The following is a 16177-nucleotide window of genomic DNA, read 5'->3' as shown; positions in this document are numbered from 1 at the left end:
TATGCGTAGCGTCAGCATCGGGATGAAGAGCGAGCGACTGACCAACGGGAGGAAGCAAACTTCCAATAAGTAGTCTTAGGGACTGGCACAACGTCCCTAAGTATTTGCTACAATAGGAGTATGCTCAACCTAACTTACGAGTACAGAGCTTATCCAACTGCCGACCAAGCCCTTCAAATGGCTCAATGGTTGAACACCTGCCGCCGTGTGTATAATTACGCGCTGGCGGAACGTCGTGATTGGATTCAGGCCCGTAAGTGCCCCGTTAATGCTTGTAGTATCCAGCGGGAATTTATTTACCCAATGGATTCAGAAAAGCCGACCTATTACAGTCAAAAGCGCAATTTGACCGCCGCAAGGAAAACTAATTCTTTTCTGCAAGCGGTGCATTCTCAAGTGCTTCAGGATGTGATGGGTAGGCTGGAAAAGGCGTTTAATGCATTGTGGAATAGTGGGTTCGGATTCCCAAGGTTTAAGAAGCGTTTTCGCAGCTTTAACTTCCCGCAGTTGGGCAAAAACCCAATTGGTGACAATCAAATTAAGTTGCCTGTATTTGGTTGGGTTAAGACCGTGATGCACCGCCCGCTCCCTGATGGGTTTGAGGTGAAGCAAGCACGGGTAGTTAAACGCGCTTCTGGTTGGTATATCCAGCTAGTTATCCAAAGCGACGTAAAGATTCCAGATCCCCCGATTGGTGGTTATGCCATTGGGATTGATGTGGGATTAACGGATTTTGTTGCGACATCAGAAGGCGAGTTGATTGGGAGACCCCGATTCTTTGTGGAGGCACAACACAGGCTGAAAGTGCTGAACCGTGCCGTTGCCAGAAAGCAGAAAGGTTCAAAGAACCAGCAAAAAGCTCGTCAACGAGTCGCCAGATTCTATGAACGAATTGTGAACCGACGCAAAGATTTTCACCGTAAGTTAGCCCATCATCTCTGCGACCAAGCAGGGATGATATTTGCGGAGGAGTTGAACCTAAAAGGACTGGCAAAAGGAATGCTGGGGAAGCATTGTCTGGATGCTGGTTGGGGGCAGTTCCTCGAGACATTGAGATGGGTCTGCTTTAAGCGTGGTGTGCATTTCCAAAAGGTTGCTGCTAATGGCACGAGTCAGGAATGCCCATCCTGTGGTGTAGCGGTGAAAAAAGACTTGTCCATGCGTCGGCATGAATGCCCAGAATGTGGCTACACCACCAATCGAGATGTGGCCAGTGGTCAAGTAATTCGCAATCGTGGACTAGCTAGCACTGAGCATGTTGCTGAGCTTGTCGAAGCATGTCGAAGTGTAGCGGTTGGACAGACCGTTCAATCCTGTGGAGCTACGCCCAGTAGGGAGGCTTTGAAGCAGGAATCTCTTAAGGCGACTTAAGAAGCCCGTGCTGTCTCGTAGAGCAGCGCCGGGAGTATGTCACTCTCTGGGTTACTGCTCTAGCCCTTGGTTTTCTGGAAATCAGAAAGGCGATCGCCTTTTTGAAAATATCAGCGAAAAATAATGCTGTACTTTGCCCCTAGGCGACGATGCCTTCACTAAACACCCGGCCAATTACTTCTTCAACGGGAGGATCGTTGACGCTGAGATCCGCTACGGGCAAATTTTCTAAGATTTTGGCGATGCTCTGGGTCAAATTTTCTCGCTTTACCAAAAAACGTACCGCTTGACCATCGATGTGTTCTACTTCTCCAAAAAAGCTCAGGGCCTCGCGGGAATAGGTTTCTGTTAATTCGACCCGCACTTCTCGATAGGGCGCAAAGCGATCCAGTAACTTTTCTAAATTGCCATCGTAGATCAGTTTTCCCTGGTAAATGAGCAACACCCGCTCACAGAGGGCGGTAATATCCGCCATATAGTGGCTGGTTAAAAGAATTGTCGCCCCATAGCGCTGGTTATATTCCCGCAGAAAGTCCCGTACCGCCACCTGGGCATTTACATCTAAACCGAGGGTCGGCTCATCCAAAAAGAGCACCTGGGGATGGTGCAATAGGGCGGCCAGGAGTTCCGCCTTCATCCGTTCTCCTAGGGAGAGTTTACGCATGGGTTGGGTCAGCTTCCCTTCTAGGGAGAGCATCGCGCTGAGTTCTGCCAGGCGTTCTTCAAAAACAGGTTCGGGAATGTCGTAGACAGCAGCATTGATGCGGAGGGAATCGAGGGCAGGCAAATCCCAAAGGAGCTGTTGTTTTTGCCCCATGACCAGGCTGATTTGCTTGAGAAACGCCCGTTGCCGCTGGAAAGGAATCGCCCCTGCCACACGTACTACCCCCGTGGAGGGATAAATTAGCCCCGTGAGCATTTTGAGGGTCGTGGTTTTGCCGGCCCCATTTGGCCCCAAAAAGCCCACAATTTCGCCAGGTTCAATGTTAAAGGTGATCTCCTCAACGGCTTTAATTTGTCGGTATTGTCGCTGGAAAAAGTGTTTGAGAGTTCCCTTAAAACCGGGTTGCTTGAGGGCGACGGGATAGATTTTACTGAGGGAATCGACTTCAATAATTGGCATGGTCAGGGAACGGGCCTAGGCAGCACTCAAGATAGACCTAGATCATATCAGGGGCGATCGCCTCTGGTTCGGGCGATTTTTGTTCCATGATCGTGGCCTTGTAGGGAATGACACCCGTTTCCACGCTATTGAGACAGCGGGCGGCACCAAGGGATAGATCCAGGCTCCGGGGCGGAATATAGGGGCCACGGTCATTGAGGCGGATGATTACACTCCGGTCATTGTTGAGGTTGGTGACCTTGAGGTAGGTATTCAGGGGCATTGAAGGGTGGGCCGCTGTCAGAGCGTATTGGTCGTAGGTTTCCCCATTGGCCGTCAGGCGACCATGGAAGTAGGGGCCATACCAGGAGGCTAGTCCTTCGAGGGATTGACCTGTTTCTTCGAGCTGATACATTTGCTGCTGGGCAGTGACCATATCCAGCGCCGGGACACCGAGGGCGAGACGGAGATTATTCGCCCACTGAATGGCGAGGATCTCATGGTTGAGAACGTCCTCATGGGTAATTGTTTCGTCCACCACTAAAAGAATGTCATCACCAAAGGCGATCGCCGGTTTGTCTTCATGTAACGTCGGGGCGATCGCCGTGGCTTGAAATTCCGCCATCGCCACCAGTTGTTCAAGGCGTTGGGCCAACCGTTCAGCCTCCTGTTGGGAACGAATGGTGGCAACGGGCTTATTCTGGAGCCAAAGTTGATGGCTTTGGGGGTTGGTGGCGGGGCGGTCTGCGTTGTAGCTAATCAGCTGTGCCCCAGACTCAGCAGCAGCTTGGGGTGTTGCTTCCGGCGTAGGCACCACCGCGACGAGGGGGGCAGTGGCCAGCGGCACTTCTAACTGGAGTAAAGCATCGAGGCCCAGACTTTGAGTAAATCGCTGAAATAAATTAAAGGCCCACCACTTAGAGACCTGGGGCGTGAGTTGTTCCGGGTTTGTATCGGCCACGAGTTGCGCTTCCGGGGCCTTATCCAGGGTACTCGCTAAACGGCACAGGGGATTTTCGGCCAGGGTTTCCCGTTGGGCGTTGAGGCTCACTGTTTTGACTGGGTCGGCACTGGTGGCGATCGCCTTAGTTTGAAAGGGAGCGAGGTTAACGGCTGCCGCGCCGAGGCCCATCACTAGGGAAGCGCCCAAAGTAGATAATAATCCTGTGAATTTCGGTAAATGCATACAGAATAAAAGAAAAGCTAAAAATCACAGACAGCACCCATTGTTTAGCAGAGATAATCTGAAACTGGGTTTTAGGTGCCGCGTCACATTGCAGGTTCATCAGATAAATTGCTCTATGTTTTATAGCCCATGAATTTCCGAAAAAAGTTGGCCTTCAGCGACAATCCGAGGCTGAATTGACAGGAAATCCCCCTCTCCGTCATCCCAAAAATTCTTCCAGGCGCTTACTGTGACCACCTTTAGGCACCGCTGGGCAAATCTCTGGTTAACACGACATTATGATTTCTTATTTAATGTTTTTACTAATGCAAAAAATCGCCACTGATAACGAAAGCTAATTTAAAATCCCGCTATTTTGTTCGTTCCGCTACAAAACTTCCAGGCAGTAAGTGAGACCCATGAACCACCTTAGTGTGCATCAACAGCAATTTTTAACGCAACTGGCCGCTGGCCTCCGCCCTGGTCAAGATGCGTTGGCCCAATGGCGGTCTGGAGAAATGGCGATCGCCGCCGTTCCCGGTTCCGGAAAATCCCATGCCCTAGCCGTTGCCGCTGTCCTCACCCTTGCCCGGCAATCTTTGCACCACGGCCAACAGTTAGTCATTGTGACCTTTACGCGAGCCGCAGCCGAGGGGATTAAGCAAAAAATTCTGACCCACCTCAAGGCCGCCCAGTTACCTATCGTGGGTTTTTCAGTACAAACGATTCATGGTTTAGCCTTGCAAATTGCCAGTCGGCACCCGGAGGTTTCTGGCGTGGATCTAGATAGCCTTTCTCTCCAGGATATTCCCGCAAATCACCCCATCCTCCGCACCGCCGTTGAGCAATGGATTCAAGCCCATGGGGAACAATACGAACGTCTTTGTCAGGGGGCACGCTCTGATCAGGAAAAAACGGAGCAATTGCGCCGCCGCTTTGCCCTCAGCACAGAAATTTTGCCAGACCTTGCCCATACGGTGATCCATGAAAGCAAAAGTTCTAATCTCTCGCCCCAGGCCGTAGCCCAACTGGGAGAAACCCTGGACGATCCTTACCAATCCTTGGCGATCGCCGCTGGCATTTATCAGAATTATCAACAACTGCTCCAGGAGAACAATGTCCTTGACTACGACGATCTGGTGTTAGGGGCCATCCGGGTGCTGCAACAGCCGGAGTTACAGCAATATTGGCAGGGACAAATTTACGGGATTTTTGAAGACGAGGCCCAGGATTCTAGTCCCCTCCAAGAGCAATTGATCCGCCTCCTGGCCACAGCTCCCGAATCTGGAGAATGTAACCTCGTGCGGGTGGGCGATCCAAATCAGGCGATCAATTCCACCTTTACCCCCGCTGACCCGTTTTATTTCAATCGCTTTTGCCAGGCCGTAAACTGTGCCGAAATTCACTACGCGGGCCGCTCTAGCCTGCCAATTATCACTGCGGCGAATCAGATGCTCCACTGGGCCAGCCACACCCTTTCACCGCCGGATCGGTTTGCGTTTCGCTGGCAAGAAATTTTTCCGGTGCCCAGCCATGACCCCCAACAAAATGCCAATCCTGATCCCATTGGGGCGGGGGTAGAACGCCATTACCCCCAGGATATTTACGCGACGGTACAACAACTTGGCGATCGCCTCGAAACTTTATTAACCGAAAATCCAGACCACAGTGCAGCAATTCTCGTGCGCAAACAACGTCAGGCCAAATTTGTCATTGAGCAGTTAAGGGCGCGATTTCAGCCAACGACGATTCGCCTTTATGATGCCCGCAGCGGTAATGATGCTAACCACTTGGTGCTAGAGCTTTATCAAATTCTGCGGTTTCTGGAACGGCCCCACTCCCCCGACTGCCTCAAGGGTGCCCTCGATGTTTTAGGCGATCGCCAAAAAATTCCTACCCAGGATTTAGCCCGTCTCGCCACCTATCCCGAAAAATTTCTCTATCCAGGCCCCCTCGATCCGCACCTCTCCTCTGGCCCCGCCCAGGCCGCCCAAACCCTCTGTGTTCAACTGCTCCAGGCCCGCTGGCAACTGCCCCACTACCAACTCTTACCCTTTTTGGCGATGACCCTAGACTATAGCGATGTCGAACTCGCCACGGTGCAAAAACTCGCCGAACGCATCGCCCAGCAAACCCAGGGCCAAAAAAATCTACGCCAGAGCCTCGAAGCGTTAGAAATGCTTCTCCGGGATGGTTTTGAAGGCATTGAACTCGACACCGACGCCCGCTACACTCGCCCGCAGCAAATTACGGTGATCACCATGCACAAGGCGAAGGGCTTAGATTGGGACTATGTCTTTATTCCTTTTTTGCACGACTCCGAAATCCCCGGCATGAGTTGGGTGCCTAGTGGGGCGCAATTCCTTGGTGATTACAACCTGGCGCAGGTGGCCCGGGCCCAAATTCGCCATTTTGTCCATGGCCAAGATCAGGGGCGATCGCCAACGACCCCAGCGACGATTGCGACCCTTTGGCAAGAAGCCCAACAGCTTAAAACCGAAGAAGAATACCGACTCCTCTACGTGGCCATGACCCGCGCCAAACGACTCCTGTGGCTTTCTGCGGCTAAACAAGCTCCCTTTTCCTGGAGTACCTTTAAACCCCACCAAAGTTCATTGCAGTCCCAGAAACCCTGTCCAATTTTTGACGTTTTACAAGGAAAAATTTAAGGATAAAACGCCAACTGCGGTAAGCCTGCCGTTTCCTCCCAGCCCAGCATAATATTCATGCACTGGACGGCTTGGCCCGACTGTCCCTTCAGGAGATTATCAATGGCAGACATCACAATGACGCGGCCCGTGCGGTGGTCTACTTCAATCCCTAGATAACAGAGGTTTGTGCCACAGGCCCACTTCGTCTGGGGATAAACACCGTTGGGTAGAACTTCTACACAGGGAGCTGCTCGATAAAAGGCGCTGTAAATGGTCAGTAAATCATCGCGCACCAAACCCGGATCCCGGAGGGTTGCGTAGACCGTCGCCAGAATGCCCCTGGGCATCGGGATGAGGTGGGGCGTAAATTGCACGCGAATATCTTGGCTGGCGAGTTTGCTACAAATTTGTTCAATTTCTGGAGTGTGACGGTGGGAGGCCACCCCATAGGCTCCCAGGGAAGCATCGGCTTCAGCTAAGAGTAAATTAATTTTCCCTTGGCGACCCCCGCCGGATGTGCCGGATTTGGCATCAATAATTGCGGTTTCTGGCTGAATCAAGCCCTGTTTGAAAAGGGGGGCCAGGGCCAAGAGGCTAGCAGTAACATAACAACCAGGGCAACCCACCAGTTGGGCGCGGCGAATGTCATCCCGGTAGAGTTCTGGCAGACCATAAACGGCGATCGCATTGGTCTCTTGGTCGGTGCGTTCTGTTTTATACCAAGCCTGATAGGTGTCGAGATCCTTGAAGCGATAGTCAGCTGAGAGGTCAAGGACTTTGCAGCCCCGTTCGATCAGTTGGGGGGCAAGGTCACAGGCCAAGCCATTGGGCAAACCGAGAAAAACCACCTGGCAACGGCTGGCAATCACATCGAGATCAATGGGCTCAACGATCATTTTGATGCGGTGGCCGACATGGGGATAAAGTTCTGCGTAGGGTTTTCCGGCACTGCTGTTGCCCCCTAGATAGGTCAGCTCCACTTGGGGATGATCACTCAGCAGACGGACGAGTTGCATACCACCATAGCCCGACGCGCCGACAATCCCGACCGAAACCTTTTCCGAACTGCTCATAAATCCTGCTATTACCTGAACATTGCCTGGGGGCGATCGCCCTTGTTGGCTGCAATTGTACAGGGAAACGCTAAGGACAACCGATTTTATTTTGCGCCATCACCGTGGCCAAGAAAAACCGTTGTCATTCGGAGGGAAACTCGCCGATCAGTCTGGCCCTAAATCAAGCGACACAGTTGATCTTGGTGGAGCACAACTTCCCCTTGGGACGGGAGCCAAGCGACCCAGGATTGTTCTCCGTGGGGACATAACAAAAGCGCATATTCTTCTTCGGCGATCGCCTCAGGGGTTTGGGCTAACTTAACCCAATCACTGTTTGCTTGGGCCGGCGCAAAAGCCGTATCAAAGGGGTGTTCCGTTGTGTTGGGGCAGTAGCGAATACTGGATAAATCAAGGGAAGGGGTGCGTTGCATCAGGATTTTCTCCGAGACGAGTATTTGAGATACAGAGCATAGATGATTAGCCAGCCTAATCATTGCAATGTTTGTATTTAATGATACAGAAAATATTCCAAAAACCAGGGTCTGCCATAGAAGTTTACGGATTGTTGCCCAGGACAACCGCGCCAAAATCTATTGATTTACCCCCATGATTAGGTACAAACGAACGATATTTGTCCTAGGAACAAGGGTGATCATTGTGGGCATAAATGAGTTTCATTAGCCCATCAAAAGACCTTACCCTGGAAATTCCCCCTTGAATGGAGGGGGGGGTTAGATGTTAGGATGAAATTGGATAGGGATAATTAAATTTTTTGAAACTTTAGTTTTCTACACAGAATAATAACCCCTTAAGCCCAAGCAGAATGCCATTTAGGTGCTGCCTTGGGGAGTCCCCCTTAAGTGGGTCGATCTATTTTAGATCTTAATTGGTTCGGGAAAATACGGCCTAATTTTGGCTTTTATTTTCATTGAATGTGTGTGTAAAAAGCGAAGAATGGGAATATTAAAGCTGTAAAGAAAAGCGAACAATAGTCTCAGGTTGATCCCTTTGGGAAAAATCTGAGGACTTAGCGTAATTTCCAGTTGTAATTTCGGATTATGGGGAACAAAAAAACAATTTTACCTGTGGCATAAAGATTAACCACCGGGAAAGTTGGTGCTTCGGAATGCAACTTTTCGCTGCAGTTGATTGTCTCTGTCCAGCACAGAGAGACACCATCTAGTTCAGATATGTGGGGGAAGATCATATGCCAGTACAAATTTATTTCTTGATCGTTGTTTATCTATTCACGATCCTGTGGGAGAAAATTAAATATCAAGATCCTCATTAGGCAGTTGCAGCGGTAGGGTGAAGGTTAGCCAAGCGCCTCGATATTTGGGGTGATTGCGGGCGGTAATTGAGCCGCCGTGGGCAGTAATAATTTGCTGCACGATCGCTAAGCCTAGCCCACTCCCCTGGCGCAAATCGGTATTATCTCCCGGTCTTGTTCTTGCTTGGTCGCCCCGGTACAAGCGCTCAAACACAAATGGCAAGTCTTCTGGATCAAAGCCAACGCCTTGATCGATCACTTCTACGGTAACGAAGTCTGAATCGACTTCAGGGGGAGATACAGTAACAAAAATGGCCTCCCCAACGGGATTGTATTTAATGCCATTGTCAAAAAGATTGAGAAAAACCTGGGTGAGGTGATCGCCATCGGCGGTCATTTTTAATGCATCTGGCCCCTGATATTGTCGCGTGACTTGTTTTTGTTGGGCGAGGGGGGTGAGGGTTTCCCAAGCATCGTTAATCAACTGCACCAGATCAAAGGTTTGGTAGCTCAAAACTTGGTGGGGGTGGGACTCTAGTCGGCTCAGTTCTAGCCAGTCCTGGACAAGGTAAAATAAACGATTAATTTCCTTAAGAATTTGACCAGCCCATTTCAATTCCAAGCCCGTTAGACGCTGTTCTAGGGTTTCTGCGAGGAGCCGCATCGCCGTTAGGGGCGTTCGGAGCTCGTGGGTCAGATCAGACAGTAATTTTTCTTGGGAACGTTTCAGGATGTGAATCGGCTCTTGGTTCTCTAAAAAAACCGCCACATCGCCACGACTTAAAGGGATAGTGCTTCCCCGCAGGTGTATCGGTTGGTTGGGGCCTTCAGCACGGGTTTGGGCGTCATGGCTCGGAAAAAATTCCCATTCCTGGCTTTGGGCGGTGCGAGCGCTGCGGGTGGTTTCGATGAGCTGGTCTAACTCATAGGAGCGGACTAATTCCAGCAAGAGACGAATTTGCCCTGGCTGCCAACGATTCAAGCACAGGAGCTGTCGGGCCTTTGGGTTGCACAAAATGAGTTGATTATCCATGTCAACCCGCAGATATCCAAAGGGGGCATTTTCGATCACCCGATACCATTGGTCTAGTTCTGCCTGGAGTTCTTGTTTTTCTTCGTAGAGGCTTTTTAGTTCCCGGCGGAGGGAAGAAAGGGGCGCAAAGAGAAGCTCGTCACTGGGATGTTCACCGTAGGAGTAAAGCATTTGTCGGACTTGTTGCTTTTGGCGCTGTTGCCAAGTGAAACAAATAATGCCTGCTGTGCCACAGCCAATGATTATCGGAATCCAAATCATGCTTTGATACGGGTGCTTTTGGCGATCGCCGTTATTTGCTAGGGGTTACTCAGGATGATGGCGTTGAGAATGGGGCAGGACTTTCCCATTGGTGGTATTACTATTTAGAAACCACCGTGCCGTTCTTCGCCTGACAACATGGATCTTACCCTGTTCCTCCAGCAACTTCTCAATGGTCTTTCCATTGGTAGTGTCTACGCGATTTTTGCCCTGGGCTATACCCTCGTTTTTTCGATTCTTGGCATTATTAACTTTGCCCACGGAGCGATTTTTACCCTAGGCGCTTACTTCACTTATCTCTTTGCCGGGGGACAATTTGGCTTCAATGGCTTCTTGGCCCAGGTGAAATTACCCTTTGCCCTGCCCTTTGGTTTGGCGTTATTAATTGGCTGCGGCTTCGCGGGCTGCGTTTCGATGTTAGTAGAATGGCTCGCGTTTCGTCCTTTACGCCTCCGGGGCGCCGATCCTCTCCTGAGTTTGGTCTCCAGTCTGGGGGCTGCCGTGGTGATTGTGAATGGGATTCAGCTGTTGGTGGGCGCAGAGATTTATACGTTTCCAGCGGATATTTACGGTGGTTTGCCGGAGTCGATTAACTTTGGCTCTCCAGAGCGACCGATTCTGATCCGGACAGTACAGCTCATTATTTTGATGGTGTCCGCACTGGTTGTGACCCTGTTGACCTATGGCATGACCCGAACGAAATTTGGGAAAGCGATCCAAGCGGTGGCAGAGGACAGCACAACCGCCAGTCTCTTGGGGATTAATACGGAACAAGTGGTGCGGGTGACGTTTTTTGTGAGTGGTGCCTTGGCGGGCCTGGCGGGAACATTGGTGGGTTCTAGCGTGAGCATTGCGGGGCCTTATTTCGGCATTAGCTATGGTTTGAAGGGATTAGGCGTAATTGTTCTAGGGGGTTTGGGAAATATTCCGGGAGCGGTGCTGGGCGGTTTAATTATCGGCATGGCAGAAGCATTCATTCCAGCGGATTTTTCAGGGTATCGGGAGGCGATCGCCTTTGCGTTACTGTTTGGGATGTTGCTGCTCCGGCCCCAGGGGTTATTGGGCCAAAAAACGATTCAAAAGGTGTGAGATGGCGGCATTTTTGAGTACCTATGGCTATTTGATCGTTTCTACGCTTCTGGGGGCACTGTTGGGGATCTCGGTTTACCTACCACTGATGGCGGGGCAGCTTTCTTTGGCGACACCGGGTTTCTATGCCCTGGGGGGTTACATTGCGGCGATCCTCTCGACCCAGGCGATCGCCTTTACGGGGACTATCTTTCCACTGCCTTGGCTCCTGGGGGAAATGGCCCTGGCGGGGTTAGCCTCTGGAATAGTTGCTCTGATCATTGGCGTGCCTGTGTTGCGGTTGCGGGGGATTTATTTGGCGATCGCCACCATCGCTTTAGTGGAAATTGTCCGGGTATTGTCGCTAAATTTGCCCATTACCGGGGGCGCTGTGGGGATTTTTGGCATTCCCCAACCCTTTCGCAGTCCCCTCGGTTATCTGTGGTTGGTGGGGCCGTTGCTAATCATCATGGGTGTTTTGGTATGGCGTCTAGAAAATACCAAGGTGGGCCGCGCCTTTAACGCCATCCGTGAGGACGAACTCGCCGCCAGTGCCATGGGCATTAACCCGACTCAATATAAGGTGTTGGCGTTTGTACTGGGGGCAATTTTAGCGGGTGTTGTCGGGGCGATCGCCGCCCATTTTCTCAACACTTGGAATGCGCGCCAGGGTACCTTTGATGCCAGTATCACCTACCTAGCCTTTGTGTTGGTCGGGGGTAGTCGTACTTTTTTAGGGCCGATTCTGGGGGGCATTGTCCTCACGGCTCTCCCGGAAGTGCTGCGGGGTCTAGGAGATGCGCGGCTGATCTTTTTCGGTTTGCTTTTGCTGCTGGGGACGATTTTTTATCCCCAGGGTTTGATTACCCCCGAACTGCTACGTCGTTGTTTACCCACTGCTTTGAAGCCTAAAATCTAATTTTTATCGTTAAATCGCCGCTTTTTTCCCTTGTTTGACCAATTTATCTAGAAATAATGGAAACAATCACTCTCACTCGCCCCGATGACTGGCATTTGCACCTCCGCGACGGGGAAGCACTCAAGGCTGTTTTGCCCGATACGGTGCGCCAATTTGCCCGGGCCATTGTGATGCCCAACCTCAAGCCCCCTGTGCGTACCGTTGCTGAGGCCGCTGCCTATCGCGATCGCATTTTGGCCGCCATTCCCCCAGGGCAGACCTTTGAACCTCTGATGACCCTCTACCTCACGGACAATACCAGTCCTGCTGAAATTCAAGCCGCGAAAGAATCCGGGTTTGTGAAAGCGGTGAAATATTATCCCGCTGGTGCCACAACCAACTCTGACTTTGGCGTCACAGATATTCGTAAATGTGATGCGGTGTTTGAGGCGATGCAAGCGGTTGATCTGCCCCTGCTGCTCCATGGAGAGGTGACCGATCATCGGGTGGATGTGTTTGACCGGGAAAAAGTTTTTATCGAAACTTATCTCCGTCCCCTGAAGGAACGCTTTCCGCAGCTACGCATTGTTTTAGAGCACATCACCACTAAAGATGCGGTGGAATTTGTCCTGGCGAGCGATGAAAAAGTGGCGGCGACGATTACCCCCCAACATTTGCTGTTCAATCGCAACAGTATTTTCCAGGGCGGCATTCGGCCCCATTTCTACTGTTTACCGATCTTGAAACGAGAGACCCACCGGGAAGCACTTCTGGAAGCGGCAACCTCTGGCAATCCAAAGTTTTTCCTCGGCACCGATAGTGCGCCCCATGGCCGCGATCGCAAAGAAAGTGACTGTGGCTGTGCGGGGTGTTATTCGGCGCTCCATGCCCTAGAGCTATACGCCACGGTGTTTGAAGCAGCAGACGCCCTGGATAAACTTGAAGGCTTTGCCAGTTTCTATGGGCCAGATTTTTACCAACTGCCCCGTAATACGGAAAGAATCACCTTAACGAAAACCCCTTGGCAGATTCCCGACGCGCTGCCTTTTCCGGAATCAAGTCTTGTGCCCCTTTGGGCTGGCCAGGAATTGAGCTGGAAATTCGCCCCGGTCGCCTAGGAATTTTCGTACCAACTGGCGCGCCAGGCGGCCTCTGCTTCGGCGATCGCCAAATCCTGTTTTGCCTTTTGGTAATACTTTTGCAAATTACGGAGCTTATCAACTTGTTCCCGGAGACGGCGGCGCTGGGCCGAAACTTCCGGTTCCGTAAACTCAACTTCTGAAACTTTGAGGTGCACAGCCGTCAGGTGGGTACGGTGCTTCCTCTTCTTCTTTTTCTTACCCAGTTCAGCTTCAATGACGACGTTTACTAAATGGCTTGGCATCTGACCGCCATGCTGTTGATTATCGGCTTGGATCGCCATATCGAGGACGGTGGTTGGGATATTTTCCGGGAGAATCTTGGCGTCCTGGAGCTGGTGATTAACCGTTTGGGAGACTTGGTTAAGGGTGCGACGAATACGTTTTTCAGTGGTTTTGCACCATTCGAGCCAATAATCTGGGCTATTTTCATCAGTGGAGACTTCTACCGCAGGCCCCTGCATCATTTCGGCCAAACTATCGGCGATGCGCTCTGCCAACTGGGACAATTCCCGCCGCTTTTCTTTGTCTTCGAGTTGGGCTGGCAGTTGATCATCTTTATCTATTTTGTCTTCTGGCGGCTCATCGGTGGCGATCGCCTGATCGAGACTTTCAAAAACTTCAAACAATTCTTGATCAAGATCCTCGCTATTTTCCATGTCGCCAGCATCAACAAAAAATTCGGCCATCACTTCCGATTCCGCTTCACTCGGCTGATCCTCTGGCTCTGTTAGGAGGGTGTGCAAGCGAGTCTGGAGGTCGATTCCCTGTTGGCGTAGTTCCTGTTGCAGGGCTTGCCGCTGACTATGGGAAAGTTGCAAAAACTTTTGAGGATAAATCTGGGTGCAGAGTTGGTAACTGGCGAGAACCAATTGACGTTTGAGGCTATCTCCGAGGCAATTGAGGTAATCGCCATAGGCGCTGGTCAGGGCTTCACGCACCCCCACTACCCGCTCACTAATGGTGGCTAAATCTCGACGAACCTGTTCAATTGCTTTGACCATTCACTTCCTAAATCTTATTGGTGTACGGGGGCTTATTTGGACGGGTAACGATGTAACGATTGCAAAAATCAAACCTCAAGATGTTTTATTGTCTGAGATGGTCGACGAAAAGGAAAGGGAGGATGCCGCACTCCCCAAGGGGCGATCGCCCCACCTAAGCCGTCAATTTCTGCTGGGGAAAGTCAAGACGACGAATGTTGCCTAGCTGTCCCCCTTTTTCCTAAGCTTAGACAATCAGCCCCCAAAGCTGACCCTAATCTTTTTAGAAAATCCTTTACCAAACCATTTATCAAATTATCAAAGCAATTTCCTATGTCCCACTCTACCGATGCCCATACCCTTGCCCGCTGGATGGCAGGGGAGTTTTCTAACGAAGCCCAGGCCCTCGCCAATCCGCCCCTCTGGGCTCATATCAAAGTTTGTATGCGCCCCCTGCCTAATCAATTTTTCGATGGCTATGGCCTCTACCTCGAACAGGCCTACAGCTCTGATACCTCTGCTCCTTACCGTTTGCGCCTGTTTCATATCAAACCCGTCGATGACCACATGGAACTGGTGCATTACAAACCCAAGGATGATGCCAAAACCAAATATATGGGTGCTGCCCGCAACCCTGCCATGATGCAGCACTTTGACATGGCCGATCTAGACCCCATGCCCGGTTGCGACATGATCGTCACCTGGAGTGGGACGAGCTTTAAGGGCACTGTTCAGGCCGGAAAAGGCTGCCGGGTTGTGCGTTATAACAAAGAGAGCTACCTCGATAACAGCTTTGAAATCACCGATAACGCCTTGATCAGTATTGATCGCGGTCGTGATCCGGTCACCGATAAAATTCTCTGGGGCTCCCTGGCGGGAGCGTTTGAGTTTGAAAAGATCAACAATTTCTCTGGGGAAGTTCAACCCCATTAACCTCTAAAATAAAATTCATCACAATTAGGAGAGAAGCAAAAATTATGGCGGCTAAACTGAAGAAAGGAAGCCTTGTGCGGGTGATTAAAGAACAATTCACCAATAGCCTCGAAGCGAAAGCGAGTGATTCCCGTTTACCCGCCTACTTTTTCGGAAGCCAAGGCGAAATCCTCGATCTCGACGATGAATATGCCTTTGTACGTTTCTATACCCCAACCCCCAGTGTTTGGCTCCGTCTCGATCAACTCGAAGCTGTTTAAATTTGGAATAGTCCCATGTGTGCGATCGCCGTCCCTTCCATTTCCTGTAAAGCGCCCCAAGTGACGGTGATCGGTGCCGGAAAAGTCGGTAGTACCCTAGCCCAACGGGTCATCGAAAAAAACCTCGCGGATGTGGTCTTGCTCGATATTGTTGAAGGTCTTCCCCAAGGCATTGCCCTTGATTTATACGAGGCCCAGGGTTTAGAAGGGCACCATAAAACCATTCTCGGCACCAATGATTATGCTGATACAACGGGTTCCGACATTGTGGTGATTACCGCTGGGCTGGCCCGCAAGCCCGGCATGAGCCGAGAAGATCTGCTCCATTACAATGCCAAGATCGTTGTCCATGCCACAAGAGAAGCCATGGAGCGCAGCCCCCAAGCCATTTTTATCGTGGTGACAAACCCGATGGATGTGATGACCTACCTCACCTGGAAGGTGACGGGTTTGCCAGTGAACCATGTGCTGGGCATGGGGGGCGTCCTAGATTCAGCCCGTTTACGCACCTTTATTGCGATGGAACTAGGGGTCAGTACCGGGGATGTTTCAACCCTCGTCCTTGGGGGCCATGGAGATTTAATGGTGCCGCTGCCCCATTACTGTACGGTGAGTGGTATCCCAATTACTGAGTTGATGGATGCCACTAAAATTCAAGGATTGATCGAACGCACCCAGAATGGTGGCGCAGAGATTGTGTCCCTCCTTAAAACGGGCAGTGCTTTCTATGCTCCGGCTTCGTCTGTTTGTCACATGATTGAGTCCCTCATTCAGGATCAATCTCGTCTGTTACCTGCCTCGGTTTATCTTCAAGGTCAGTATGGTTTGACGGATTTGTTCTTGGGGGTGCCCTGTCGGTTGGGGTGCCGGGGCGTAGAAGCAATTGTTGAGATCCCTTTGACCGATGCTGAACTGGCACAATTGCATCGCTCTGCGGCTTCGGTACGGGATAGCCGCGATCAGGCCCTCTCTAAACTGAGTTTTTGAT

The 16177-nt window shown here is 51.1% G+C and carries 14 protein-coding genes; 8 read left to right on the top strand and 6 right to left on the bottom strand.

The genetic code is table 11. The features are described 5' to 3' along the window. Positions 1-120: 120 nt before the first annotated feature. Complete coding sequence (locus tag FEK30_RS14795) at positions 121-1371, top strand: RNA-guided endonuclease InsQ/TnpB family protein (protein WP_138073596.1); 1251 nt, start codon at positions 121-123, stop codon at positions 1369-1371. A 139-nt stretch (positions 1372-1510) separates the two neighbouring features. Here FEK30_RS14795 and FEK30_RS14790 read toward each other — a convergent pair whose 3' ends face one another. Both FEK30_RS14790 and FEK30_RS14785 read right to left on the bottom strand, forming a co-directional pair. Then, on the bottom strand, positions 1511-2494 hold the full coding sequence (locus tag FEK30_RS14790) for an ABC transporter ATP-binding protein (RefSeq protein ID WP_099238804.1): 984 nt from the start codon (positions 2492-2494) through the stop codon (positions 1511-1513). Positions 2495-2531: 37 nt separating this feature from the next. Beyond that, positions 2532-3659 carry a septal ring lytic transglycosylase RlpA family protein gene (locus FEK30_RS14785; protein ID WP_255447902.1) on the bottom strand — a complete coding sequence of 376 codons (1128 nt, stop codon included), beginning with the start codon at positions 3657-3659 and terminating at the stop codon, positions 2532-2534. Between the two features lie 398 nt (positions 3660-4057). On the opposite strand from FEK30_RS14785, the gene FEK30_RS14780 reads away from it, so the two are divergent. Beyond that, positions 4058-6307: an ATP-dependent helicase gene (locus FEK30_RS14780; RefSeq protein WP_138073595.1), complete on the top strand. Its 2250-nt coding sequence runs from the start codon at positions 4058-4060 to the stop codon at positions 6305-6307. Here the strand turns inward: FEK30_RS14780 and argC are convergent. The 3 genes from argC to FEK30_RS14765 form a co-directional block, all read right to left on the bottom strand. Then, entirely contained in the window at positions 6304-7362 is a 1059-nt protein-coding gene (argC, locus tag FEK30_RS14775; protein WP_062435191.1) for an N-acetyl-gamma-glutamyl-phosphate reductase, read from the bottom strand. The two genes, FEK30_RS14780 and argC, sit on opposite strands and share 4 nt — an antisense overlap. 158 nt (positions 7363-7520) lie before the next feature. Then, the gene (locus tag FEK30_RS14770) at positions 7521-7775 is read right to left on the bottom strand and encodes a hypothetical protein (protein ID WP_138073594.1); all 255 of its coding nucleotides are present in this window, start codon (positions 7773-7775) and stop codon (positions 7521-7523) included. 837 nt (positions 7776-8612) lie between these two features. Then, complete coding sequence (locus FEK30_RS14765; protein WP_138073593.1) at positions 8613-9908, bottom strand: PAS domain-containing sensor histidine kinase; 1296 nt, start codon at positions 9906-9908, stop codon at positions 8613-8615. Positions 9909-10046: 138 nt separating this feature from the next. Here FEK30_RS14765 and FEK30_RS14760 point away from each other — a divergent pair, with 138 nt between their 5' ends. From FEK30_RS14760 to pyrC, 3 genes are read left to right on the top strand one after another with little or no spacing between them, the layout of a single operon-like run. Next, positions 10047-10997, top strand: coding sequence for a branched-chain amino acid ABC transporter permease (locus tag FEK30_RS14760; protein ID WP_030006650.1), 951 nt, complete (start codon positions 10047-10049; stop codon positions 10995-10997). Position 10998: 1 nt separating this feature from the next. Further along, the gene (locus tag FEK30_RS14755) at positions 10999-11895 is read left to right on the top strand and encodes a branched-chain amino acid ABC transporter permease (RefSeq protein WP_138073592.1); all 897 of its coding nucleotides are present in this window, start codon (positions 10999-11001) and stop codon (positions 11893-11895) included. Positions 11896-11951: 56 nt separating this feature from the next. Further along, a complete protein-coding gene (pyrC, locus tag FEK30_RS14750) occupies positions 11952-12992 on the top strand; it encodes a dihydroorotase (protein ID WP_138073591.1) in 1041 nt (346 codons plus the stop codon). Here the strand turns inward: pyrC and FEK30_RS14745 are convergent. Further along, complete coding sequence (locus FEK30_RS14745) at positions 12989-14017, bottom strand: hypothetical protein (RefSeq protein WP_138073590.1); 1029 nt, start codon at positions 14015-14017, stop codon at positions 12989-12991. The genes pyrC and FEK30_RS14745 overlap by 4 nt on opposite strands. A gap of 312 nt (positions 14018-14329) precedes the next feature. On the opposite strand from FEK30_RS14745, the gene FEK30_RS14740 reads away from it, so the two are divergent. From FEK30_RS14740 to mdh, 3 genes are read left to right on the top strand one after another with little or no spacing between them, the layout of a single operon-like run. Further along, positions 14330-14929 carry a chromophore lyase CpcT/CpeT gene (locus tag FEK30_RS14740; RefSeq protein ID WP_030006655.1) on the top strand — a complete coding sequence of 200 codons (600 nt, stop codon included), beginning with the start codon at positions 14330-14332 and terminating at the stop codon, positions 14927-14929. Between the two features lie 44 nt (positions 14930-14973). Next, positions 14974-15189 carry an NAD(P)H-quinone oxidoreductase subunit O gene (locus FEK30_RS14735; RefSeq protein WP_012307699.1) on the top strand — a complete coding sequence of 72 codons (216 nt, stop codon included), beginning with the start codon at positions 14974-14976 and terminating at the stop codon, positions 15187-15189. A 15-nt stretch (positions 15190-15204) separates the two neighbouring features. Then, entirely contained in the window at positions 15205-16176 is a 972-nt protein-coding gene (gene mdh / locus FEK30_RS14730) for a malate dehydrogenase (protein WP_138073589.1), read from the top strand. The last annotated feature ends 1 nt before the right edge of the window (position 16177 follow it).

It is taken from the genome of Picosynechococcus sp. PCC 11901, from assembly GCF_005577135.1.
Classification (GTDB): domain Bacteria; phylum Cyanobacteriota; class Cyanobacteriia; order Cyanobacteriales; family MRBY01; genus MRBY01.
This window is presented reverse-complemented; position numbering and strand designations above follow the sequence as displayed.